Below are 22933 nucleotides of genomic sequence, written 5' to 3'. Positions count from 1 at the left end.
AGCCGCCATACAGCCTGCGGCTGTGACCCACGGCGACGACAAGGAGAAGACGACGTGGACCTAGCTTTGGCGCCGGAGACATTGGCGCGATGGCAGTTCGGCATCACCACCGTCTACCACTTCCTCTTCGTTCCCCTGACGATCTCGCTCGCCGCCCTCACGGCCGGCCTGCAGACGGCCTGGGTGCGCACCGAGAAGGAGAAGTACCTCAGGGCCACGAAGTTCTGGGGAAAGCTTTTCTTGATCAATATCGCGATGGGTGTCGTCACCGGCATCGTCCAGGAGTTCCAGTTCGGCATGAACTGGTCCGACTACTCGCGATTCGTCGGTGACATCTTCGGTGCCCCACTGGCCTTCGAGGCGCTGATCGCCTTCTTCTTCGAGTCGACCTTCATCGGTCTGTGGATCTTCGGCTGGGACAAGCTGCCGAAGAAGATCCATCTGGCCTGCATCTGGATGGTGTCCATGGGCACCGTCCTGTCCGCCTACTTCATCCTGGCGGCCAATTCCTGGATGCAGCACCCGGTCGGGTACCGGATCAACGAGGAGCGCGGCCGGGCCGAGCTCACCGACTTCTGGCTCGTGCTCACCCAGAACACCGCGCTCACCCAGTTCTTCCACACCATCACGGCCGCCTTCCTGGTGGGCGGTGCGTTCATGACCGGCATCGCCGCCTTCCACCTGGCGCGCAAGAGGCACATCCCGGTGATGCGGAGCTCGCTGCGGCTCGGCCTGGTCGTCATGATCATCGCCGGTATGGGCACGGCCCTGAGCGGTGACCTGCTCGGCAAGGTGATGTTCAAGCAGCAGCCCATGAAGATGGCCGCCGCCGAGGCGCTCTGGGACGGCGAGGCGCCGGCCCCCTTCTCGGTCTTCGCCTACGGCGACGTGGAGAAGGGCCACAACAAGGTCGCGATAGAGATTCCCGGCCTGCTGTCCTTCCTGGCCAACGACGACTTCACCTCCTTCGTCCCGGGCATCAACGACGTCAACAAGGCCGAGCAGGAGAAGTTCGGCCCCGGCGACTACCGGCCCAACATCCCGGTCGCCTACTGGGGCTTCCGGTGGATGATCGGCTTCGGCATGGCCTCCGTCGGCGTCGGAGTGCTGGGACTGTGGCTGACCCGCAAGAAGTTCCTGCTGCCGCCCGGTCTGCGCACCGGGGAGGAGGAGGTCCCTCACCTGGTCCTCTTCAAGAAGGCGCTGAGCCCGAAGTTCGCCGGCCTGTACTGGATCGTCGCGCTCTGGACGATGGGCTTCCCGCTCATCGCCAACTCCTGGGGCTGGATCTTCACCGAGATGGGGCGCCAGCCCTGGGTGGTCTACGGAGTGCTGCGCACCCGGGACGCGGTCTCGCCGAACGTCTCCCAGGCCGAGGTGCTCACCTCGATGATCGGGTTCACGCTCCTGTACGCCGTGCTCGCCGTCATCGAGGTCAGGCTCCTCGTCAAGTACGTCAAGGCCGGTCCGCCCGAGCTCACCGAGGCCGACCTCAACCCGCCCACCAGGATCGGCGGAGACGACAAGAACCCCGACCGGCCGATGGCCTTCTCGTACTGAGGCTGAGGAGACCACACCATGCAACTCCACGACGTCTGGTTCCTGCTCATCGCGGTCCTGTGGACCGGCTACTTCTTCCTGGAGGGCTTCGACTTCGGAGTCGGCGTGCTCACCAAGCTGCTCGCCCGCGGCCGCACGGAGAAGCGGGTCCTGATCAACACGATCGGACCCGTGTGGGACGGCAACGAAGTCTGGCTGCTCACCGCGGGCGGCGCGACCTTCGCGGCCTTTCCCGACTGGTACGCCACGCTCTTCTCCGGGTTCTACCTGCCGCTGCTCCTCATCCTGGTCTGCCTGATCATCCGCGGTGTCGCCTTCGAGTACCGGCACAAGCGGGCCGAGGAGCGCTGGCAGACCAACTGGGAACACGCGATCTTCTGGACCTCGCTGATCCCCGCGTTCCTGTGGGGCGTGGCCTTCGCCAACATCGTGCGCGGCGTGAAGATCGACCAGAACAAGGAGTACGTCGGGACTTTCCTCGACCTGCTCAACGTCTACTCGATCCTCGGCGGCCTGGTCACGCTCACCCTGTTCACCTTCCACGGCGCGGTCTTCACCTCGCTCAAGACGGTCGGTGACATACGGGACCGCTCGCGGAAGCTGGCGACCCGGCTGGGTGTGGCCACCGCCGTACTGGCCCTGCTCTTCCTGGGCTGGACCCAGCTCGACAGCGGCGACGCCAAGAGCCTGGTCGCGATGGCCGTCGCGGTGATCGCGCTGGCCGGCGCCCTCGGCTTCAACCTGGCGGGCCGCGAGGGCTGGTCGTTCGCACTGTCCGGGATCACCATCGCGGCTGCCGTCGCGATGCTCTTCCTGACGCTGTTCCCGAACGTCATGCCGTCCTCGCTGGACGACGCCTGGAGCCTCACGGTCACCAACGCCTCGTCCAGCCCCTACACCCTGAAGATCATGACCTGGTGCGCGGGAGTGGCCACGCCGCTCGTCCTGCTCTACCAGGGCTGGACGTACTGGGTGTTCCGCAAGCGGATCGGGACGCAGCACATCGTCGACGTGCACTGAGCCCCGGCATCCGCCCCTCCCGCCTGACCCTCCCTTGGGGGATGTTTCACGTGAAACCGGTCGACCCGCGCCTGCTTCGGTACGCCCGTTCCACCCGCCTGTTCCTGGGGGCGGTGGTGGCCCTGGGCCTCGCCGGGGCGGGGCTGGTCGTCGGGCAGGCGATGCTCATCGCCGAGATCGTGGTCGGCGCCTTCGAGGAGGGGCTCGGCGGGGCGGAGCTGCGGACGCCCCTGCTGCTGCTCGCGGCGGTGGCGGTCGGGCGCGGCCTGATCACCTGGCTGACGGAGCTGGCCGCGCACCGGGCCGGTGCGGCGGTCAAGTCGGAACTGCGCGGCAGGCTGCTGGACCGGGCCGCGGATCTGGGCCCCGCCTGGCTGACGGGACAGAAGACCGGGTCGCTGGTGGCGCTGGCCACCCGCGGTGTGGACGCCCTCGACGACTACTTCTCCCGCTACCTCCCCCAGCTGGGGCTCGCGGTGGTCGTGCCGGTGGCCGTGCTCGCCCGCATCGTCACCGAGGACTGGGTGTCGGCGGCCATCATCGTGGTCACGCTGCCCCTGATCCCCGTGTTCATGGTCCTCATCGGGATGGCCACCCAGTCCCGGATGGACCGTCAGTGGCGGCTGCTGTCACGCCTGTCGGGGCATTTCCTCGATGTGGTCGCCGGACTTCCCACTCTGAAGGTCTTCGGGCGGGCCAAGGCCCAGGCCGAGTCGATCCGCAAGATCACCGACGACTACCGGCGCGCGACGATGCGGACGCTGCGCATCGCCTTCCTCTCCTCCTTCGCCCTGGAACTGCTGGCGACCCTGTCGGTGGCGCTGGTGGCGGTGACCATCGGCATGCGGCTGGTCCACGGGGAGCTCGACCTCTACACCGGACTGGTCATCCTGATCCTGGCGCCCGAGGCGTACCTGCCGCTGCGGCAGGTCGGCGCGCAGTACCACGCGGCCGCCGAGGGCCTGGCCGCCGCGGAGGAGATCTTCGAGGTGCTGGAGGCACCCGTCGTACGCCCGGCCGGCGGGGCCGGGCTGCCGAGCGGCGTTCCCCTGCGCATCGAGATCGACGACGTCCGCGTCCGGTACGAGGGCCGGGGCCAGGACTCGCCCGGACCGCTGTCGCTGACGGTCGGACCGGGAGAGTGCGTGGCCCTCACCGGACCGAGCGGGGCCGGGAAGTCCACGCTGCTCCAGGTGCTGCTGGGGTTCGTGACACCGACCGCGGGGCGGGTACGGGTGGCGGGGGTGGACCTGGCGGAGCTGTCCCAGGAGCAGTGGCGGGAGCAGATCGCCTGGGTGCCGCAACGTCCGCATCTGTTCGCCGGGACGATCGGGGAGAACGTACGGCTGGCCCGGGCGGGGGCCTCCGAAGCGGAGGTGGCCCGGGCGTTGAAGGATGCCGGAGCCTGGGAGTTCGTGACGGGGCTGCCGCACGGGGTGGAAACCCTCCTGGGCGAGGGCGGCGTGGGTCTGTCCGCCGGGCAGCGCCAGCGGCTGGCCCTGGCGCGGGCGTTCCTGGCGGACCGGCCCGTGCTGCTGCTGGACGAGCCGACCGCGGCGCTGGACGGCGAGACCGAGGCCGGGGTGGTGGACGCGGTCCGGCGGCTCGCCGTGGGCCGGACCGTGCTGCTGGTCGTGCACCGGCCGGCGCTGCTCGCCGTCGCCGACCGGGTGGTTCCGATCGCGCAGGCCGACGGCTGTTCCGGGCTGCCCGCCGCTGCGGAGCCGCTCCCCCGTCCCGCATCCGTCCGGACCGAGGCTCCGGGCGGTGCCACCGACGACGGCGGGGAGTGGATCCTCGGAGCCGCGCCCGAGCCGGCGCGGGCCGGTGGCGGGACCGATCCGGGCGCAGCCGATCCGCTGGGTCGGGTCCGCGCGGTGGCCAGGGCCTGGCAAGGACGCTTCAGGCTCGGACTGCTCCTCGGGGCGCTGGCCGTCGGGTGCAGCGTCGGGCTGATGGCGGTCTCCGGCTGGCTGATCTCACGGGCCTCCGAACAGCCGCCCGTGCTCTATCTGATGGTGGCGGTCACTGCCACCCGGGCCTTCGGAATGGGGCGGGCCGTCTTCCGGTACGCCGAGCGGCTCGTCTCGCACGACGCCGTGCTGCGGATGCTCGCCGATCTGAGGGTCTCCGTGTACCGGCGGCTGGAGCGGATCGCCCCCGCCGGGCTGCGAGAGCACCGGCGGGGGGATCTGCTGGCCAGGCTGGTGGCCGACGCCGACGCACTCCAGGACTACTGGCTGCGCTGGCTGCTGCCGGTGGGCACCGCGGTGCTCGTGGGCACCGGCTCGGTCGCCTTCACCGTCTGGCTGCTGCCGGAGGCCGGCGCCGCCCTCGCCGTCGGACTGCTCGCCGCAGGGGTCGGCGTTCCGCTGGTGAGCGGGGCCTGCTCCCGGCGTGCCGAGCGTCGGCTCGCTCCCGCCCGGGGTGAACTTGCCACCCGGGTGGCCGATCTGCTCACCGGTACCGCGGAACTGACCGTCGCCGGGGCGCTGGAGGACCGCAAGGGCAGGGCCCGGGAGAGCGACGGCGTGCTGACGCGCATCGCCGCGCGCGGAGCCGCCGCAGGCGGTCTGGGCGGCGGGCTGTCCGCCCTGGTGTGCGGGCTGACCGTCGTGGCGGCCGCGGCCGCGGCTGCGACCGCGGTCCACGACGGACGGCTGTCCGGGGTGGCCATGGCCGTCGCGGTGCTGACGCCCCTCGCCGCGTTCGAGGCGGTGAACGGCCTTCCGCTCGCCGTCCAGTACCGCCAGCGGGTGCGCCGCAGCGCCGAACGGGTCTACGAGGTCATTGACTCCCCGGTTCCCGTCGCCGAGCCGGAGCAGCCCGCGGCGGCGCCCGGTTCACCCTTCCCGCTGCGGCTGACGGGGCTCACCGCGCGGCACCCCGGCCAGGAACGCGACGCGCTGCGGGGCCTGGACCTGACCTTGGAGGCCGGCCGCCGCGTCGCCGTCGTCGGACCCTCGGGCTCCGGAAAGACCACACTGGCCCAGGTCCTGCTGCGGTTCCTGGACCTGCGCGACGGCGCGTACACCCTGGGCGGGACCGACGCCCGGATCCTCGACGGTGATGACGTCCGCGCGCTCGTCGGACTCTGCGCCCAGGACGCGCACCTCTTCGACAGTTCGGTGCGGGAGAACCTGCGGCTGGCCCGGACCGGAGCGAGCGAGGAAGAGCTCCGGGAAGCGCTGGCCGCGGCGCGGCTGCTGGAGTGGGCCGACGGACTGCCGGACGGGCTGGACACGCTGGTCGGCGAGCACGGCGAGCGGATCTCCGGCGGTCAGCGCCAGCGCCTGGCCCTGGCGCGGGCGCTGCTCGCGGACTTCCCCGTGCTGGTGCTGGACGAGCCGGCCGAGCATCTGGACCTGGCCACGGCGGACGCGTTGACGGCGGACCTGCTGGAAGCGACCGAGGGCCGTACCACCGTGCTGATCACCCACCGGCTCGCCGGCCTGGAGGCAGTCGACGAGGTTCTCGTGCTCGACGGCGGAGAGGTCGTCCAGCGCGGGGCGTACGCGGAGCTGGCCGCCGCCGAAGGGCCGTTGCGGCGGCTGCTGGAGAGGGAACGGGAGGCGGACGGGCCCGTGGCCGACTTTCTCCAGGCCGACTTTCCCCGCTAAAGGGGACTAACTACTCTCAAGGGCATGTCACTGCAGGAGTCGCAGCCGCAGGAACCGCAGAACCCGTCACCTGGAGCACCGGACCCGCTGATGGCCGCCACCCAGGCCGCCAGGAGTCTGCAAGGCCTGTCCACCGAGCTCACGGCCCGGGTACCGCAACTGCTGGAGGCCATGAGGTCGGTCGGTACCGGGCTTGAGCTGCACTCCACGCTGGACCGCATCTGCGAGACCGCGGCCGAGCTCGCGGACTCCCGCTATGCGGCGATCGGCGTCGTCGACACCGAGGGCCGCGGGCTTTCGGACTTCGTCACGTACGGGATCAGCTCCGAGCTGGCCCGGAAGATCGGGCACCGTCCGGACGGGAAGCGGGGTCTTCTGGGAGCGTTGATCTCGCACCCCGACACCGTGCACCTCGACGATCTGACGAAGGATCCGCGCTCGGCGGGATTCCCTCCGCACCATCCGCCCATGAAGACCTTCCTCGGTGTCCCGATCAGGGTGCAGGGGGAGATTTTCGGCAATCTGTACCTCACCGAGAAGAACGGCGGTGACGCGTTCAACGACTACGACGTGCACATGGTCCGGGTGCTGGCCACCGAGGCGGGCATCGCCATTGGCAATGCCCGGCTGTACGAGGCCGCCACTCAGCGCGAGCGCTGGATCGACGGCTCGGTAGCCGTCACCACTGCCCTCCTGTCCGGCGGGGACGCGGACGACGCCCTCGCCGTGGTCGCCGAGCAGGCCCGTCACCTGGCCGACTCCTCCGCCGGCATCGTGATGCTGCCGACCGAGGACGGCGGGATGGAGATCGTCGCCGTCTCCGCCGAGAACCCGGCCACCTCGCTCGGCGTGGTGATCCCCGCCGAGAGCCCGGTGGTGGACAGGCTGCTGCAGGGCGAGCCCGTCTTCGTGGACGACGCAGCGTCCGACCCGCGCATGATCAGCAAGCTCACCAGCGAGTACGGGCCCTGCATGATGCTCCCGCTGCACAGCGGCGGGCGCGTACTGGGCGCCCTGGTCACCCCGCGGGCCCGCGGCAAGCGCCCGTTCAGCGAGGCCGAGCGAACCCTGGCCACGCAGTTCGCCTCCCAGGCCGCGCTCGCCCTGATGATGGCCGAGGCGCAGCGCGACCGGGAGCGGCTCGCCGTGTTCGAGGACCGCGACCGGATCGCCCGGGACCTGCACGACCTGGTCATCCAGCGGCTGTTCGCCACCGGGATGATGCTGGAAGGCGCCCAGCGCCGGTCCATCGTCCCCGAGGTCGGTGACGGGATCGGCAAGGCCGTGGATGAGCTGGACGTGACGATCCAGGAGATCCGCACCGCGATCTTCGCGCTCCAGCAGGGCCCGGCGGAAGCCCCCTCCGGGCTGCGCACCCGGGTGCTGCGGGAGATCAACATGGCGGCCGTGCCGCTCGGCTTCAAGCCCGCGCACCGTTTCCTCGGCCCGATCGACGCGGTCGTGGACGACCTGGTGGGCAAGAACCTGATCGCCGCGCTGCGCGAAGCCCTGTCCAACGCGTTCCGTCATGCCGACGCGTCCCGGATCGACGTGGTCGTGGACTCCACGGTCACGCTGGCCGACGGGCGCCCCGGGGTCCGGCTGGAGGTCGCCGACGACGGGGTGGGCATCGCCGAGGGCGGACGGCGCAGCGGGCTGCGGAATCTGCGCCGACGGGCCGAGTCGCTGGGAGGCGCGAGCTCGTACGGCCCGGGCATCGGCGAGGACGGTGGCGGGACCACCGTGGTGTGGGAGGCCCCGCTCTAGGGCGGGCCTTTCGGATCAGGCCGGATCCGAGAGACCGGCCCTAGGCGTCCAGGCGTCCAGGTGTCGCAGGAGCTCCTGTTTGGAGCAGCCGCTGCGCGATCCGGTCGGCCACGATGTGCTCGATGACGACGGCGACGCCGTCCTCGTTGTTGGCGGTCGTACGGCCGGACGCGGCCGCGATCACATCCGGATGGGCGTTGCCCATCGCGTACGAGGTGCCCGCCCAGCTGAGCATCTCCACGTCGTTCGGCATGTCCCCGAAGGCGACGACCTCGGCGGGGGAGATACCGCGCTCGGCGCAGCACAGCGCCAGGGTGCTCGCCTTGGAGACGTCCTTTCCGCTGATCTCCAGCAGGGAGGTCGGGCTGGAGCGGGTGATCGCTGCGTGCTCGCCGGCGGTGGAGCGGGCCAGCGCAAGGAACTCGTCCGGGGCCAGCTCGGCGTGGTGTGCGAGGAGCTTGAGCACCGGTGCGGAGCTTTCGTCCGTGTCCTCGCGCAGCAGTTTCTCGGCGGTGGCGAGGTGGGCGCCCGGGTCCTGGAAGAACGGCGGGTACGTCGGCTCGTAGTTGATGCCGGTGGTCAGTTCGACCGCGAAGGAAGTACCGGGCGCAGCAGCCCGCAGAGCGTCCACGACGGCGAGGGCGTCAGCTCTCGGGAGGGCTCTTACCTGTACGAACTCGTGCCCGGCGTGGAGGTCCACGACCGCCGCGCCGTTCGCGCAGATCGCGAGGCCGTGGCCGTGGACGTGGTCACTGACCACGCCCATCCAGCGGGCCGGGCGGCCGGTGACGAAGAAGACCTCGATGCCGGCCTCCTCGGCGGCCGCGAGAGCGGCGACCGTGCGGGGCGAGACAGACTTGTCATCGCGCAGCAGGGTGCCGTCGAGGTCGGTGGCGATGAGCCGGGGCATGGGGTTTGGCCCGTCCGGGCGCTGGGGAGCCGAGGTCACGGCTCCATCTTCGCCCATTGCCCGGGGACGGCCGGACCATGTGCGGCTCGTCCGGTGCCGACGGCCCGATGTTTCACGTGAAACATCGGAGGGATGGCGATGTTTCACGTGAAACACGAAGGCCGCGGCAGGGCTGTCACAGCGGTCCGTTGTCCTTCAGCACTCGTCGGGCCTGCGCGAAGAGCATTCCCACGTTCGCCGACTTGCGGCAGACGACGACGGCGACCACCTCGTCCGCGCTGTCGACGCGCAGAAAGAGGTGCGCCAGGTTGTCGCTGTTGACAAGGATTTCCTGGAAATAGTGCCGGTCGGACACCACTCCGCGACGCTCCTTGAAAATGTTCTCGATCATCACCACATTCCGGCCCTGGAAGAGGTCGAGTGTGGCCGCCGACAGCATGTCGAGTACCTCCGGCGGGTGCGAGTCGACGGTTTCCACCGACAGCAACATGCCCGTTGACATGTCGATGACCCCGGCGGCCACGCAATCCGGCACCTCCGCGCGGAGGGTCTTGACTATGGTGACCACCCGGTCGGACATGCTCTGGGGACCTGAGGTTCCCGATACGCTCATGGTTTTCCTTCTGCTGGATTTGTTTCGGGAAAGGCCCGAAGCCGGACCTGTCCGGGGCGATCGTGTGGTCGTGAGCACTGCCGGTGAAGCGCCGTCGGCCCGCTCAGCCGGCCGGAGCGATTCCTGTCGCGGACGTCAGCAGGAGGCCGATCCGGTCGGCGCTCGACTGCGACTCGGCGTGGAACCGCTTCACGTCCATGCCCGAGTCGCCAAGCACCGCCATCAACGCCATGTCACCGATCGCCTGCGTGACCAGATAGCCGTCGTTGAACCGTGCGACGGTGTGGTGGACCAGTCCCTTGCCTGTGGCGGTGCCCGTCCGGCGAGCGATGCCGAGTGCCGCCGCGGTGAGAGCGGCCAAGCACTCCCCGTCTACGCTGACGTCTGCTTCGGCAGTGATCAGAAGGCCGTCGGCCGAAGCCACGATCACGTCCGTGACACCGACGACCCGATCGCGGAGCGCACGCATCTCAGCGGCCAGTTCGTCACTTTTGATCGTCACAATTCTCCTGTTTGTTCACGCTGGGATCGCCCAGTCGCCTGTGCGACTTGCTGTTCTGTGGGGGCGGCCGCTACCGGCAATCCGTCACCGGCCGCAGGGGCAGGACGTCGTGGATTCCACTCATGCCGCGCTGGCGCCGAGGCAGCCCGCTCCCGCCCGGCAGGCGGTGCGGTGCGTGGGTGCTCGACACCCGATCGGCCGCCCCGGCGGGCTCGCCGAGAGGAATGGCCGCAGGGGAGGGCACCACCTCGACCAGGCCGTCGCTGAGCATGCGCGTGAGTTCCACCGTGACGGCGTAGAGGCCCCGCCCCAGTAGAAAGGCGATGTCCCGCGAGCTGCGACGGCCGTTGACGTGCAGAAGGATGTCCCGCCGCTCACCGGCCGTCGAACCTTCTGCCGACGCGGCTCCGGTGGGCGTCAGCGTCATCCGGTCCCGGAAAGGGCAGAGTGGCACCCGCAGCGAAGTAAGAGCCTTGACACGGCGACTCGCCTCCTGGAACAGCCAGTCCGCTTCGATGCCCTGTGGTGCCACCAGGTGGTGGACGGCCCCGCCGGGTTCGAGGATGCACTCGTCCATGCGGCCCATGCCCACGGAGAGAGCCCCGTCCAGGGCCGCCATGAGACACATCAGCTGCAGCTCGGCGGCACCGACCAGCGTCCTGTCGATCAGTTCCGCTCCGATGCGGCCGACGGTCGCGCCGGCCCGGTAGGCGGCCGCCCACTCGTCCTTCCCGATCCGCCCGGAACGCACGAGCAGGGTTTCCACGGTCGGTGCCCCGGGGGACTCGACCGCGACGATGGCGCCGTTCGCGAGGTAGAAGGTGCCGCCCGGGTCGCCCACCACGACCAGAGTGCCGGAAAGCCGTTCGCGACGAGCGCGGACCAGATTCCGGGCCAGTTCTTGGGTTGCCCGGTCCGACGGCACGACCGACGCCGAGGCCGTCGAAGGCGTCGGCGTCGGCGCCATCGAAGGTGCAACCGAAGGCTCCGCCGGAGCCACCGACGGCAGCGGCAGCGGCAGTGACCAGTCCGCGGGTGTCGAGGATGCTCCAGGGAGAACGGGATACGTCACCAGTCGGCTCCCGCTCGTGGAACAGACACGGCCGTGGCGGCCCGGTGGGTCTCAGGGGCGGCGGAGACTGAAGCCGTCCGGTCTCCCGGCATGGTGATTTCGAGCACGACCACCCCTCGTCAGAGGCTGAATTCGGACAAGGCATCCACGGTGGGTGCCGTGAGTCATCCAGCTCTCGGAATCGCACAGTAGTCGGCTCGGCCGAATCCGTGATCGACGATGCCGGAAGTCTTTGGTTTCTTTCGCCAGGGATCGGTTTGCGCCTTCTTGCTTCTGAATTACCGCTCTCCATGGAGGGGTTTCCTCGAAGATCATTCGACAGGATGCGCTCGGCGTCGACGCGACGCGGCAGGACCGGAATGCACTCCCCGTCGGCTGAGCGCCGTAGGCTCGAACGCATGAGTCTGAGTCTGAGCACGGTGATCCTTCCGGTACGTCGATGGCATGAAGGGGGGCGTGACCAGTGGGTACGGGCGGAGACGCTCGGGTTCCACACCACCTACACCTATGACCACCTGTCGTGGCGGGGCTTCCGCGACGGACCGTGGTTCGGCGCGGTGCCCACCCTGACCGCGGCGGCCGCGGCCACCGAGCGGATGCGCCTGGGGACGCTGGTCACCTCGCCGAATTTCCGCCATCCGGTGACCCTCGCCAAGGACCTCATCTCCCTGGACGACGTCTCCGGCGGGCGCATCACCCTCGGTATCGGAGCGGGCGGCAACGGCTTCGACGCGACCGCGCTCGGTCAGGAGCCCTGGTCCCCGCGCGAGCGTGCCGACCGTTTCGCCGAATTCGTACCGCTGCTGGACCAGCTGCTGACCGAGGGCGCGGTGAGTTCGCAGGGCACCTTCTACTCGGCCGAGGAGGCCCGCAACATCCCCGGTTGCGTCCAGCGGCCGCGACTGCCGTTCGCGGTCGCCGCCACCGGACCGCGCGGCCTGCGGCTCGCCGCCCGCCACGGCCAGGCCTGGGTGACCGCGGGAGACCCGAGGATCTTCGAGGACGGCACGCCCGAGCAGTCGCTGGAGGCCCTGCGCCGGCAGATCGGCGGGCTGGAGTCGGCCTGCGCCGAGATCGGCCGGGAGTTCGGGCCGATGGAGAAGATCCTGCTGACCGGCTTCACCCCCGAACGCAGCACCATGCTGGAATCCGTGGGCGCATTCGTCGACTTCGCGGGCCGCCACCGTGAGCTGGGCTTCACCGAGCTGGTGATCCACGCCCCGATCCCGGACTCCGACTTCGCCGCGGACGAGTCGGTCTTCGAGAAGATCGCCGTGGAGGCGCTGGCCCAGCTGGACCTCTGATCCCACGGTCGTCGCCGCTGCCCAGGACGGGGAGCGGCGACGACCGACGGCAGTGGCTCAGGCCGTCAGCTGGGCGTACAGACGCTCGGCGGACGGCAGGAGCCAGTCGGGCGCGGCGCCCTCCGGCATGGCTTCGACCTCGTCGATCAGTGCGCGCACGCGCGCCGCACCCGCATCCGCGTGGCCCCGCTCCTGCTCCGTCCAGGCGGCGTTGTTCAGGCACTGGAACCGGTCCCGCAGATGGTCCGGGCCGAGCTCCGCGTAGAGCGCGGCAGCCCGGCCCCAGAGCTCGATCTCCTCCAGGCGCAGTGCCTCGATTTCCGCCTCGCCCAGCGACTCGGCCGGCGCGGCCGGGTCGCCGCCCACAGCGCTCACACCGCCGGCGTCCTCCTCGTGCTCATCCTCGTCGTCAGCGTCTTCCTCCTCCTCGTCGAAGGAGGCTGCCTGTGCGCCGACCCGCCGGTCGAGGACCTGCGCCAGCTGGTGCCAGGTCTGGGCGAGTTCGGCCCGCAGCTCCGGATCCGCGGGATCCGCCGTCAGGGCGGTCTCCAGTACACCGGTGGCCTCGTCCATCAGGACCCTGGCCCGCGCAACGGCTCCGTCGGTGACCTCCTCGCGCAGTCCCAGCCAGGCCAGGGAGCGCAGGGCACGTACCTCGGCGACCGGGGCTTCGCCCGTCAGGCGGTGCAGTTCCACGGTCCGCTCGTAGGCGGCGGCAGCCTCCACGGTCAGCCCGGCGTCGGACAGCGTGTCGGCGGCCGACTGCGCGAGCCTGGCCTGGGGCCGGGTGTCTTCCCAGCCCTTGGCCGTCTCCGCCGCCAGCAGGTACTGCTCCGCGGCCGGCCGCAGCTCGTTCAGCTGCCGCAGCAGGTCGGCCAGGAACTCCCGCCCGGAAACGGCCTGCTCCTCGCCGTGCTCCAGCAGATCCGGCAGAGCCGACTGCAACACCTCCGCCGCCTCGGCGGCCCGGCCGTCCTGCGCGTACGCACGCGCCAGGACCAGCCGAGCCTGCGCCCCGCCGTCGGCCGTGAGACCGGCCTGGTCGAACCAGTGGGTTCCCGCCAGAGCGTGCCCGGCGGCCTCGTCCGCCGCGCCCTCCCGCCGCAGCAGGATGTCCGCGAGGGTCAGCCGTACGACACCCTGGACCTCGGAGTCGGTCACCTCGGGGGCGTGTTCCAGCGCGGAACGGGCCGCCTCCTCCGCCTCCTCGGGCCGGTTCAGCGACATCAGTACCCCGGCCCGCAGCACCAGCGGGTCCACGGCCTGCCAGGGCCTGCCCGCCCCGACCGCCCGGGCCGCGGCGGCCGCGAGCAGGGCCACGGCCCGCTCCGGGTCGCCCTGCGACAGCGCGACCCGTCCCAGCATCTCCTCGGCCTCCGCCACCAGGTCCGCAAGCGTGTCCTCGTAGGCCGTGATGAAGGCGGTCAGCTCGGCGGCGAGTTCGCCGTGCCCGTGCCCATGCCCGTGGCCGTCGTCACCGGTCGCCTCGGCCGAGCGCAGGTACGACTCCACGCGGATCACCGACAGCTCCGCGAGCGCGATCCTCCGGGTCCGCAGCGGTTCGGCCGGGTCGAGTGCCTCGGCGGCCCGTACGGCCACCCCCAGCAGCCTCCTGATCTCGGCGGGCGTGGCCCCCGACTGGGCGGCGACGCTCGCCAGGCGCAGCTCGGCAAGCGCCGCGCGCTGTGCCAGGCCGAGGGTCCGGTAGCCCTCCCGGGCCGCGGTCAGCAGCTCCGTCGCCTCCGTGGCCCCGCGCCGGGCGGCGGCCAGTGCCCGGTGGTCCGCCAGGTCGGCCGCGACCAGCGGATCGGGCTCCGGCTGCGCGTCCACCCGTACGGCCACCTCGGCCCACAGCACGTCCGCCCCCGGATGTCCCAGGTCACGGGCGCGCCGGGCCTGATCCACCAGCTCGGCGGAACCGGGGGCCGAAGCCGTGGACACCGGGACGACGTGCCCCGGAACGGTGTGGGCCGACTGTGGCAACGCCGCACTGCGCACCCCCAGCGGCAGCGCGCCGACCAGCGGCTCCCGCGCGATCCGCGCCAGGAACCGCTCCGAGACGCGGGTGGTGCCGTTGCGCACGTCGAACTGCCGGGCGATGTCGAGTGCGCCCGCGCGCATGACCTCGTACAGCTCGCGGACGGTGCGGGGCGTGCCGTCGTAGGGCACGGCCGGGATCCGGCCGTGCCCCAGGTCCATCAGCCGGCGCAGCAGCACGAGGATGCCGCCGTGGAAGGCCAGCTGGTCGTCGACGTTGGCGAGCGGGCCGACGTGGGAGGCGTGTTCGGCGAGGATCTCCAGACCGCGCGACTCGTTGCCGGTGAGCGCGCAGAACTCGATGTGCTTGCCGACCGTCGGCAGCAGGCTGTCGTTGCCGCGGGCCAGGCGGTAGCCGCGCAGGTGGTTCGAGCGGGCCTCGGCGGTCCGTCCGAGCCGCAGCAATGGCATCAGGGAGGTGGCCAGCACCCGGTGCGGCTCCTCGGCGCAGGTCTGCTCGCCCGCCAGCACCGGCTTCCAGATCTCCAGCGCCTTGGCGTCGTCGCCGCGCAGGACGGCGTACTGCCCCTGGCCGTTGAGCTCGCAGGCGCGGCAGTCGCTCATGTCGTCGCGCTCGGCCGCCAGCCAGTGCCCGAAGGCGCGCTCGGCCCGCTCGTCGTCGCCCATCGCGTCGGCGAGCCACAGCTCAGCCTCGCGTACGGGCCGCTCGCTGTAGCCGGCGATCCGGTAGCGGCGCTCCATCTCGTCCAGCCAGCCCGTGGCCGACTCCAGGGGAACCCCGGGGGAGTCGGCGATGGCCGTGGCCACCCACTTGAACTGCCAGAACAGCGAGTGCGCGTCCCATTCGGAGAAGGCGCCGGGATCCTTGTCGTATTCCTGGAGCAGCCGGGCGAAGGGCACCAGCAGCTTCGACGACTCGGAGCTCCACAGGTAGGCGTGGATCAGGTTGTCCAGGGTCTCCCGGAACAGCGCCCGGTCGCTGCTCGCCTCGGCGGCGCCGACCAGGGCCTCGGCGTGCGCGTTGCGCGCGGCGCCACCCGGCGCCTCGCGGTTCTCCGCCAGTCCCCGCTCGATCTCCTGGCGCGTCGGCGTCGTCACTTCTGGTCCTCCGGGGCCTCGGTGGAGTGGGTCGCCCATTCCAGGAGCCCGAGGAAGGCCCGGTTGAGCAGAGTGGAGTCGGCGGGACGGAGTGGCCGCTGGGACATCAGCAGGGCCTGTCCGTAGAGCGATTCGACGGCGGTGCCGGTCAGCGCCTCGTCGGGGAGGGCGGAGATCCGGCGGATCAGCGGGTTGTTGTGGTTGAGGACCAGGCGTGCGCGGGGTGCGGAGCCGCGCAGCGAGCCGAGGATGCCGCTCCACAAGGAGTCGGCGCTCTCCAGCGCGGCGGTCCGGTCCCGCTCCTGCCGTGCCTGCCGGTCGTCGAGGTAGAGCGCGGGGACGGAGACGGGCTGGAAGGCGCGCAGCACCACGTCGCAGCCTTGGGGTTCCAGGCGGGTGCGCGTCGCGGCGAGGAAGGGGGCGAGCTCCAGCTCGGCGGTGGTGGGTACCGGGTCCAGCCGTTCGGTGACGGCTCCGGCGTCCAGCTCGGTGACCTTCAGCTCGGGCCGTACGGAGGGCAGCAGGGCCAGCAGGTCCGCGTCGTAGGTGTAGCCGGCGTTGATGACGCCGAGCCCGTGGGCGGCGGCGATCGGCGCGATCTGCCGGAACTCCTCGACCGTGCGCGTGAAGTGGACGTCGGTGTGGGCGGCCGCGAACTGCTCCAGGCTCATCGGTCCGTCGCTGGTCTCGAACGGCAGCCACGGCAGCATCAGGCCGAGCAGTTCGGAGTCGTGCCGGGCCATGGACTTCACGCCGAGGTGGTGCACGCGGAGGAAGGCGGCCAGACGCTCCGGTTCGCTCGCCGCGAGCTCGCCCAGCCAGCCGCGGATGCGGGCGCCGAGGGCGTCGCGCACGGCGGCCAGGGTCTCGTCGTCGTACAGGTTCTCGCGGGAGGCGGTGGGCCGCAGCGTGTCCGTGTCGAGGACGGCGCGGACGAAGAACGCCCAGTCCGGCAGCAGGTTGTCGGCCCGGTCGGTCAGCAGCATGCCCTTGAGGTGCACACGGTGTCCGGCGCGGTGGGCGGGGCTGGTCGGCTCGGGCAGCACGTACGCGACTCCGCGCACGCCGGCGAGCGGCAGGTCCAGGTCGATGCTGTCGAGCGGGGTGAAGCCGAAGAGCTGCGCGCAGTGCCCGGCGAGTGCGACGCGGCGGGCGGTGGGCGTGGGGAAGGGCCGGTCCCATACGGCGGGCCGGTCGGTGACGGGGCGCGGCTCGCCGCCCTCGCCGTCGTCGAAGGTGATGTCGTAGGGCAGCAGGGAGCCGTAGTCGCGGGCCAGTTGCTCGACCTTGGCCGGGGCCGTCCACTCGGCGGCGCCGGGGCGGGGCTCCAGCACGACGGTGGTACCGGGCTCCGGGCGTGCCTCGTGAGGCAGTTCGCGCACGGTGTACGAACCGTCGTCCGTGGCCAGCCATTCGACGGGTGCGGCCTGGGGATCGCGGGCGGAGCGGGTGACGACGCGGATCTGGCGGGCGACGACGAAGCACGCGAGCAGCCCGATGCCGAACTGGCCGAGGAACTCCCTGCGGGTGGCCTCCAGGGCCCGGATGCCCTCAGCGGCACCGTCGTCGCCGCGCTTGGAGCTGCGGCCGATGGTGGCGAGGAAGGTGTGGGCCTCCGCGGCGGTCAGGCCGATGCCGCTGTCCTCGATGGTGATCCGGCCGTCCGCCGCGGACAGCCGGATGCGGATCCCGGCCTCGGGGTCGAGGGCCTGGCGCGCGGTGACGGCGTCCACCGCGTTCTGCAGGAGCTCGCGGACGTAGACGCGCGGGCTGGAGTAGAGGTGGTGGGAGAGCAGGTCGACCAGGCCGCGCAGATCGACCTGGAAGCTGTGGGGTGTGGACGTCATGGGGCGTCACCTCGCGTGCATACGGGGATGGTTCGGTGATCGCGAGGTCCCCCCTCACGGATCCCGGAGTGGGGAACAGATTAGGGGGATGGTCCGACAATCCCTGAGCGAATTCCCGCGCTCGGAGATGCCCGGGAAGCGTCGTGAGGATGTGCCGTGATCTGCCCGGATGCGCCGGAGTTGGCGGCCGGGGTGCGCCGGGGACTTGCTACTGGAAGCGCAGGAACCGCGGCGGTACTGCATCCACCAGCCACACCCCGTTGGCGCTGATCCGGAAGACGTGCCCCGCAGCGCGCATCGCCCCCGCGTCCACGCTGAGCACGACCGGCCTGCCGCGCCGCGCGCCGACCCGGGTCGCGGTCTCCCGGTCGGGGGACAGGTGCACGTGGTGGCGGGCCATCGGGCGCAGGCCTTCGGCGCGGATCGCGTCCAGGGCGGCGGCGACGGTGCCGTGGTACAGGTACGCGGGCGGCTCGGCCTCCGGGAGATCCAGGTCCACGGCCACCGTGTGGCCCTGGCTGGCGCGGATCCGGGTGCCGTCGACAGCGAACCGCTGCTTGTCGTTGGCGGCCACGACGTGGTCGAGCTCGGCGCGGCTGAAGGCGAAACCGTGGGCGGCGGCCGCGCGCAGCAGGTCGTCGATCTCCACCCAGCCGTGGGGATCGAGCACCAGTCCGATCCGTTCCGGCTGATGCCGCAGGTGTTTCGAGACATATTTGGACACCTTCACGGTGCGCCTGTCATCCATGACCCCAGCGTGCCCGGTCGAAAGGCCTTCCGGCAGGGATTTTTCGCCGGGCGTGCGGTCGTGGACACCCTCTATCACTCTTCCAAGATGCGGAATATATTTTCCGCTGCCACTTCTGCCCAGGGGGAGAAACCATGACAGCCCATACCTCACTGCCACGCCGTGCGGCTGCCGAACTGATCGGTACCGCCGGTCTGCTCGTGGTCGTGATCGGCTCCGGAATCCAGGCCGCCGAGCTCAGCCGCGACACCGGTGTCGCCCTCATCGCGAACTCGGCCGCCTCCGCCATCGGCCTCGGGCTGATCATCACCCTGTTCGGGCCGCTGTCCGGCGCCCACCTCAACCCGGTGGTCACCCTCACCGCCTGGTGGTCGCGGCGTACCGGCGGGGAGGGGCTCGACGCCCGGGAGGCCCTGGTCTATACCGCGGCTCAGACGGCCGGAGCCATCGGCGGCGCCGTCCTCGCGGAAGCCATGTTCGGCCGGACTCCCGGCACCTTCGCCACCCAGGTCCGCGACGGCGGGCACCTGCTCGTGGGCGAGGTCGTGGCCACCGCGGGACTCGTGCTCGTCATCCAGGGCCTCGGGCGCATCGGGCGCCCCAGGCTCATCCCGGCCGCGGTCGCCGCGTACATCGCCGCCGCGATCTGGTTCACGTCCTCCGGGTCCTTCGCCAACCCGGCAGGCACCATCGGGCGCAGCTTCAGCGACTCCTTCACCGGCATCGCGCCGGAGTCGCTCCCCGGTTTCGTCGCGGCCCAGCTGATCGGCGGGATCCTCGGCCTGGTCCTCGCGGGCTTGCTCTACGGCTCCTCCCGGTCCCCCGAGCCCGTGGTGGTGGAGACCCTGTCCGAGACCGGGCCGGTGGACGGCGTGACTCCCACCAAGGCGGCGTACGAGACCATCGGCTGAGACGGGCCCCTGTTGCCCACAGGCAGGCGGGACTTGTCCACAGCCGTTTGGGCAGGTTTTGACGGCAAACGCGTGATCCGCCCTGTGGACTACCGAGTGACTGCCGAGTGCACTTCCGACCGGCCGCCCCCCGTAGCCTCGCGGCGCGCTACCCGTCCGCGCGGCGCGCCAGATCGTTCATTGTCCGGGCCTGGAGCTCCCGCTCCGTCGCGGCCCGGACGAACTCCGCCACATGATCGGCTCCCACCAGTTCCTGCACCGCCCGCACCGTCCCGGCCGGCAGCGCCACCGGCGACGGACCCGACGGCTGCGGGCCCCCGGCCGCCCCCAGGTGCCGCTGCAGATGCCGGGTCGCGAACAGCTGCATCGCCCGCGCCAGCTCCGCGTCCACGGTCTGCTGGGCCAGCGGCCGCAGCCGCCGCACCATCGTCGCCGCCTCCGCCGCGTCCGCGTCGGTGGGGGGAACCTGCCCGAGGTAGCGCGCGAAGACGTGCTCGGTGGTGAACTCCAGGAACCGCGAGGCGATGTGCTCCACCTGCCCGCGCAGCTCCCGCAGGTGCCCGGTGATCGCCGACAGCGGTACCCCGGCCGCGTACAGCTCGGCGGCCACCGCCAGCTCCTGCGGTGAGGGCACGAGGAACTGGTCCGGCCGGCCGGGGATCCGCTCCAGCACCCCCAGCTCGCACGCCTCGTGGACGGCTTCGTCGTCGGGCTTGCCGCCGAACCGCTCGTTCAGCTCCTGCCTGCTGATCCGGGCCGCCTCCTCGTCGGTCCACGGCCCGTGCACCTCGGCGACCAGCCCGAGTACGCCGCCCAGCCCGCGCCCGGCGTCCCAGGCCTCCAGCAGTTCCTTGATGGAGGCCAGCGTGTAGCCGCGGTCCAGCAGGTCCGCGATCTGGCGCAGCCGCGCCAGATGCGTGTCCCGGTAGACGTTGGAGCGGCCCCGCCGCTCCGGCTTCGGCAGCAGACCCCGGTCCTGGTACGCCCGGATCGTGCGCACCGTCGCCCCGCTGTGGTGCGCCAGATCCTCGATCCGGTACTCGGCTACCGCCTGATCGGACAATCCCGGCTCCCTACGACATCGCGGCTCTGCCGACCGCGCCGGCCGCGGCCCGGGCGGCAGGTGAAGCCGCAAGGTGCTCGACCGCCCTGCGCAGCGAGCCCTCCTGCGAGGGATGGTACGACCGCCGGAAGTAGCGGGGTATGGCCGTGCCGAGCTCTCTCCACGTGCGCCCCGGTTCCGGGTCGTTGCGTATGAGGTACGAGGCCCCCCACACCCACAGCCAGGCCAGGACGTACGAGGTCCCGCTCACAGCCTGGGCTCCAGCTTCGCGATGCGCCGCAGGGTGCGCGGGGCGAATCGCGACATCCACAGGGCGCCCTTGGACTCGGGAGTCACCGGGACCACGGCCTCGTTGCGCACCACGGCCCGCAGGATCGCGTCGGCGACCTTCTCCGGCGGGAAGTTGCGTATCCCGTACAGCCGCGACGAGCGTTCCTGGCGGCGCTTCTCCTCGGCCTCGTCCACCCCGGCGAACCGCGAGGTGGCGGTGATGTTGGTGTTGACGATGCCCGGGCAGATCGCGGAGACGCCGATCGACTTCGACGCCAGTTCCGCACGCAGGCATTCCGACAGCATCAGCACCGCGGCCTTCGAGGTGCTGTAGGCGGGCAGGCTCCTGGAGGGCAGGTAGGCGGCGGCGGAGGCGGTGTTGACGATGTGGCCGCCCTGGCCGCGCTCGGCCATCTGCTTCCCGAAGATCCGGCAGCCGTGGATGACGCCCCACAGGTTGACGTCGAGAACCTTCTTCCAGTCCTCGGCGGTGGTGTCGAGGAAGGCTCCGGACAGGCCGATCCCGGCGTTGTTGACCAGGACGTCCACGATTCCGTACTCCGCGGCGACCTTCGCCGCGAGCTTCTCCATCGCCTGCTCGTCGCTGACGTCCGCACATTCGCCCCAGGCCTCGGGGGCGCCGACCAGGCGGGCCATGTCCGCCGTGCGCGCCGCGCCTTCGGCGTTCCGGTCCACGGCCACCACCCGGGCCCCGGCCTCGGCGAACGCGAAGGCGGTGGCCCGGCCGATGCCGCTCGCCGCGCCGGTGACCAGGACCAGCTGGCCGCCGAAGCGGTCGGCGTACCGGCCCGGGGCCTTCTGCTCCGGTGCCCGCGTGGCGGGCTCCTCCCGGATGGTGACGAACTCGGTGATCCAGGCGGCCAGCTGGTCGGGCCGGGTCCGGGGCACCCAGTGCTTGGCGGGCAGCGTGCGGCGCACCAGGTCCGGGGCCCACCGCTCCAGGTCGTCGTAGAGCCGCTCCGACAGGAAGGCGTCCCCGGTCGGGGTGATGAGCTGCACCGGTGCGTGTGCGTACGCGTCGGGGCGCGGACGGCGCAGGCGGGGCCGGACGTTGTCGCGGTAGAGCCAGGCGCCATGGGCCGCGTCCGAAGGCAGCGACGCCGTCGGGTAGGAGCCGACCGGAACCTTCTCGACGCGCTGGAGGATCGCCGGCCACCGCTTGCCGAGCGGCCCGCGCCAGGCGAGCTCCGGCAGCACGGGCGTGTGCAGCATGTAGACGTACCAGGACTTGGCGCCCTGGCCGAGCAGTTGCGCGGCCCGGCGCGGGGTGGGCCGCGTCATGCGCTGCTTGATCCAGTGCCCGAAGTGGTCGAGGGAAGGGCCCGACATCGAGGTGAAGGAGGCGATCCGGCCTTCGGTGCGCGCCACCGTGGCGAACTCCCAGCCCTGGACGGAGCCCCAGTCGTGGCCGACCAGGTGGACCGGCCGGTCGGGGCTGACCGCCTCCGCCACCGCGAGGAAGTCGTCCGTCAGCTTCTCCAGGGTGAAGCCGCCGCGCAGCGGCTGCGGCGCGGTCGAGCGCCCGTGGCCGCGTACGTCGTAGAGCACCACGTGGAAGCGGGACGCCAGCCGCTCGGCGACCTCCGACCAGACCTCCTTGCTGTCCGGGTAGCCGTGCACCAGGACCACGGTGGGCCGGTCGGCCTCGCCGAGTTCGACGACGCACAGCTCGACCCCGCCGGTGCTCACCCAGCGTTCACGCGCGCCCGCCGGTCGTCCCGTCGCACTTGCCTCGCTCATGCCGCTCATGCCGCCTTCTCCTCAGCCCAGCGCCGCACGTGCGGCAGATCGTCGTCCAGCCAGAACGCGGTCTCCTCGGGGTCCCGGGAGTCGGTGACGACCAGGATCTCCTCGAACTTCGCGCCGGTGCCCCGGAAGCCCAGGTGCGGCTCCACCGCCCACAGGCCGGGCTGCGGCGGATGGTCGGAGAAGTGGTACGGACTCCACAGCGGGGACCAGCCCTCACGGTGCCCGTGCAGGGCGTCGGACGCCAGCCCCTTGAGGGACTGGGTGCCGAACCCGAAGGCCGTCGGCGACCAGCGCCGCTCCTTGACCCGGTCGATCTTGTGCGCGATCACCCCGAACGGGTAGGCGCGGTGCCGGTTGGCGTACCCCTGCCGGTTCATGAGCCGCTCGACGTTCTCATAGATCTCGCGCAGCGAGCGGCGCTCACGCACCTGCTCCAGTATCAGCGCGCGGTGGGCCTGCAGATCCGACATGAGCCGGTCCTGCACCGGATTGAGCCCGAGGCTCCCCGAGTAGCCGATGTCGGCCGCGTAGCCCTTGTAGACCGGTGCCATGTCGAGGATGAAGGGCATCCCCGGCTCCAGCTTCCGGTTGGTCGGGAAGAACTGCAGCGGGATCTTGAAGTTCGCGAAGGCGGTGCGGTCACCGAACCAGGCGAAGGGCAGGTGGAACCAGTCGCGCACCCCGCGCTCGCGCAGCCACTCCCGCTGCATCCGCGCGGCCTCCCGCTCCGTCATCCCGGGCCGCAGCTGCGCGGCGACGGTCTCCGCGCACTCGTAGGAGAGGCGTTGCACTTCCCTGAACCCGTGAAAATCGTCCCCTGCCATGGTCAGCACCCGTCTCGGTCGCCGTACGTGCCCGTA

At 71.2% G+C, this 22933-nt stretch carries 16 protein-coding genes and 1 pseudogene; 6 read left to right on the top strand and 11 right to left on the bottom strand.

The genetic code is table 11. From position 1 onward, the window contains the following. Positions 1 to 54: 54 nt before the first annotated feature. Genes OG737_RS14305 through OG737_RS14290 form a run of 4 tightly spaced genes read left to right on the top strand, consistent with a single transcriptional unit; the run spans position 55 to position 7967 of the window. Positions 55 to 1560 carry a cytochrome ubiquinol oxidase subunit I gene (locus OG737_RS14305; protein ID WP_328926555.1) on the top strand — a complete coding sequence of 502 codons (1506 nt, stop codon included), beginning with the start codon at positions 55 to 57 and terminating at the stop codon, positions 1558 to 1560. A gap of 18 nt (positions 1561 to 1578) precedes the next feature. Continuing rightward, on the top strand, positions 1579 to 2580 hold the full coding sequence (gene cydB / locus OG737_RS14300) for a cytochrome d ubiquinol oxidase subunit II (protein ID WP_328926554.1): 1002 nt from the start codon (positions 1579 to 1581) through the stop codon (positions 2578 to 2580). A gap of 50 nt (positions 2581 to 2630) precedes the next feature. Next, entirely contained in the window at positions 2631 to 6200 is a 3570-nt protein-coding gene (gene cydD, locus OG737_RS14295) for a thiol reductant ABC exporter subunit CydD (protein ID WP_405921586.1), read from the top strand. A gap of 24 nt (positions 6201 to 6224) precedes the next feature. Further along, complete coding sequence (locus OG737_RS14290) at positions 6225 to 7967, top strand: GAF domain-containing sensor histidine kinase (RefSeq protein ID WP_405679459.1); 1743 nt, start codon at positions 6225 to 6227, stop codon at positions 7965 to 7967. A gap of 40 nt (positions 7968 to 8007) precedes the next feature. Here the strand turns inward: OG737_RS14290 and OG737_RS14285 are convergent, their stop codons facing one another. The 4 genes from OG737_RS14285 to OG737_RS14270 all read right to left on the bottom strand — a co-directional run bounded on the left by OG737_RS14285 (position 8008) and on the right by OG737_RS14270 (position 10833). Beyond that, positions 8008 to 8934, bottom strand: a complete 927-nt coding sequence (locus tag OG737_RS14285) for a Cof-type HAD-IIB family hydrolase (protein WP_328926552.1) — start codon at positions 8932 to 8934, stop codon at positions 8008 to 8010. A 118-nt stretch (positions 8935 to 9052) separates the two neighbouring features. Beyond that, positions 9053 to 9457 carry a hypothetical protein gene (locus OG737_RS14280; RefSeq protein WP_328926551.1) on the bottom strand — a complete coding sequence of 135 codons (405 nt, stop codon included), beginning with the start codon at positions 9455 to 9457 and terminating at the stop codon, positions 9053 to 9055. A gap of 136 nt (positions 9458 to 9593) precedes the next feature. Continuing rightward, a complete protein-coding gene (locus OG737_RS14275; protein WP_328926550.1) occupies positions 9594 to 9992 on the bottom strand; it encodes a roadblock/LC7 domain-containing protein in 399 nt (132 codons plus the stop codon). A 70-nt stretch (positions 9993 to 10062) separates the two neighbouring features. Further along, on the bottom strand, positions 10063 to 10833 hold the full coding sequence (locus OG737_RS14270) for a MarR family transcriptional regulator (protein WP_405679462.1): 771 nt from the start codon (positions 10831 to 10833) through the stop codon (positions 10063 to 10065). Between the two features lie 629 nt (positions 10834 to 11462). Here OG737_RS14270 and OG737_RS14265 point away from each other — a divergent pair. Further along, a complete protein-coding gene (locus OG737_RS14265) occupies positions 11463 to 12368 on the top strand; it encodes an LLM class flavin-dependent oxidoreductase (protein WP_405679464.1) in 906 nt (301 codons plus the stop codon). Positions 12369 to 12425: 57 nt separating this feature from the next. On the opposite strand, the gene OG737_RS14260 is transcribed toward OG737_RS14265, so the two are convergent. The 3 genes from OG737_RS14260 to OG737_RS14250 form a co-directional block, all read right to left on the bottom strand. Next, positions 12426 to 15464 (bottom strand): tetratricopeptide repeat protein, encoded by a 3039-nt coding sequence (locus OG737_RS14260; protein WP_405679466.1) that lies wholly within the window; start codon positions 15462 to 15464, stop codon positions 12426 to 12428. Continuing rightward, positions 15461 to 17311, bottom strand: a complete 1851-nt coding sequence (locus OG737_RS14255) for an HSP90 family protein (RefSeq protein ID WP_405679468.1) — start codon at positions 17309 to 17311, stop codon at positions 15461 to 15463. The genes OG737_RS14260 and OG737_RS14255 overlap by 4 nt, the downstream gene beginning before the upstream one ends. 208 nt (positions 17312 to 17519) lie before the next feature. Further along, positions 17520 to 18059: an RNA 2'-phosphotransferase gene (locus tag OG737_RS14250; RefSeq protein ID WP_328926545.1), complete on the bottom strand. Its 540-nt coding sequence runs from the start codon at positions 18057 to 18059 to the stop codon at positions 17520 to 17522. Between the two features lie 134 nt (positions 18060 to 18193). Between OG737_RS14250 and OG737_RS14245 the strand changes: the two genes are divergently transcribed. After that, the gene (locus OG737_RS14245; protein WP_328926544.1) at positions 18194 to 18970 is read left to right on the top strand and encodes an aquaporin; all 777 of its coding nucleotides are present in this window, start codon (positions 18194 to 18196) and stop codon (positions 18968 to 18970) included. Between the two features lie 148 nt (positions 18971 to 19118). Here OG737_RS14245 and OG737_RS14240 read toward each other — a convergent pair whose 3' ends face one another. The 4 genes and pseudogenes from OG737_RS14240 to OG737_RS14225 all read right to left on the bottom strand — a co-directional run bounded on the left by OG737_RS14240 (position 19119) and on the right by OG737_RS14225 (position 22897). Continuing rightward, a complete protein-coding gene (locus OG737_RS14240; protein ID WP_328926543.1) occupies positions 19119 to 20033 on the bottom strand; it encodes a MerR family transcriptional regulator in 915 nt (304 codons plus the stop codon). Between the two features lie 10 nt (positions 20034 to 20043). Further along, positions 20044 to 20286 (bottom strand): annotated as a pseudogene (locus OG737_RS14235) (metal-dependent hydrolase); the annotation flags it as partial. Beyond that, on the bottom strand, positions 20280 to 22073 hold the full coding sequence (locus OG737_RS14230; protein WP_405679471.1) for an SDR family oxidoreductase: 1794 nt from the start codon (positions 22071 to 22073) through the stop codon (positions 20280 to 20282). The pseudogene OG737_RS14235 and the gene OG737_RS14230, both read right to left, overlap by 7 nt. After that, positions 22070 to 22897, bottom strand: coding sequence for a M24 family metallopeptidase (locus tag OG737_RS14225; RefSeq protein WP_328926541.1), 828 nt, complete (start codon positions 22895 to 22897; stop codon positions 22070 to 22072). The genes OG737_RS14230 and OG737_RS14225 overlap by 4 nt, the downstream gene beginning before the upstream one ends. Positions 22898 to 22933: the final 36 nt, after the last annotated feature.

It is taken from the genome of Streptomyces sp. NBC_00122 (genome assembly GCF_045160845.1).
Classification (GTDB): domain Bacteria; phylum Actinomycetota; class Actinomycetes; order Streptomycetales; family Streptomycetaceae; genus Streptomyces.
The sequence above is the reverse complement of the archived record's forward strand: the minus strand, read 5'-3'. Positions and strand labels throughout refer to the sequence as shown.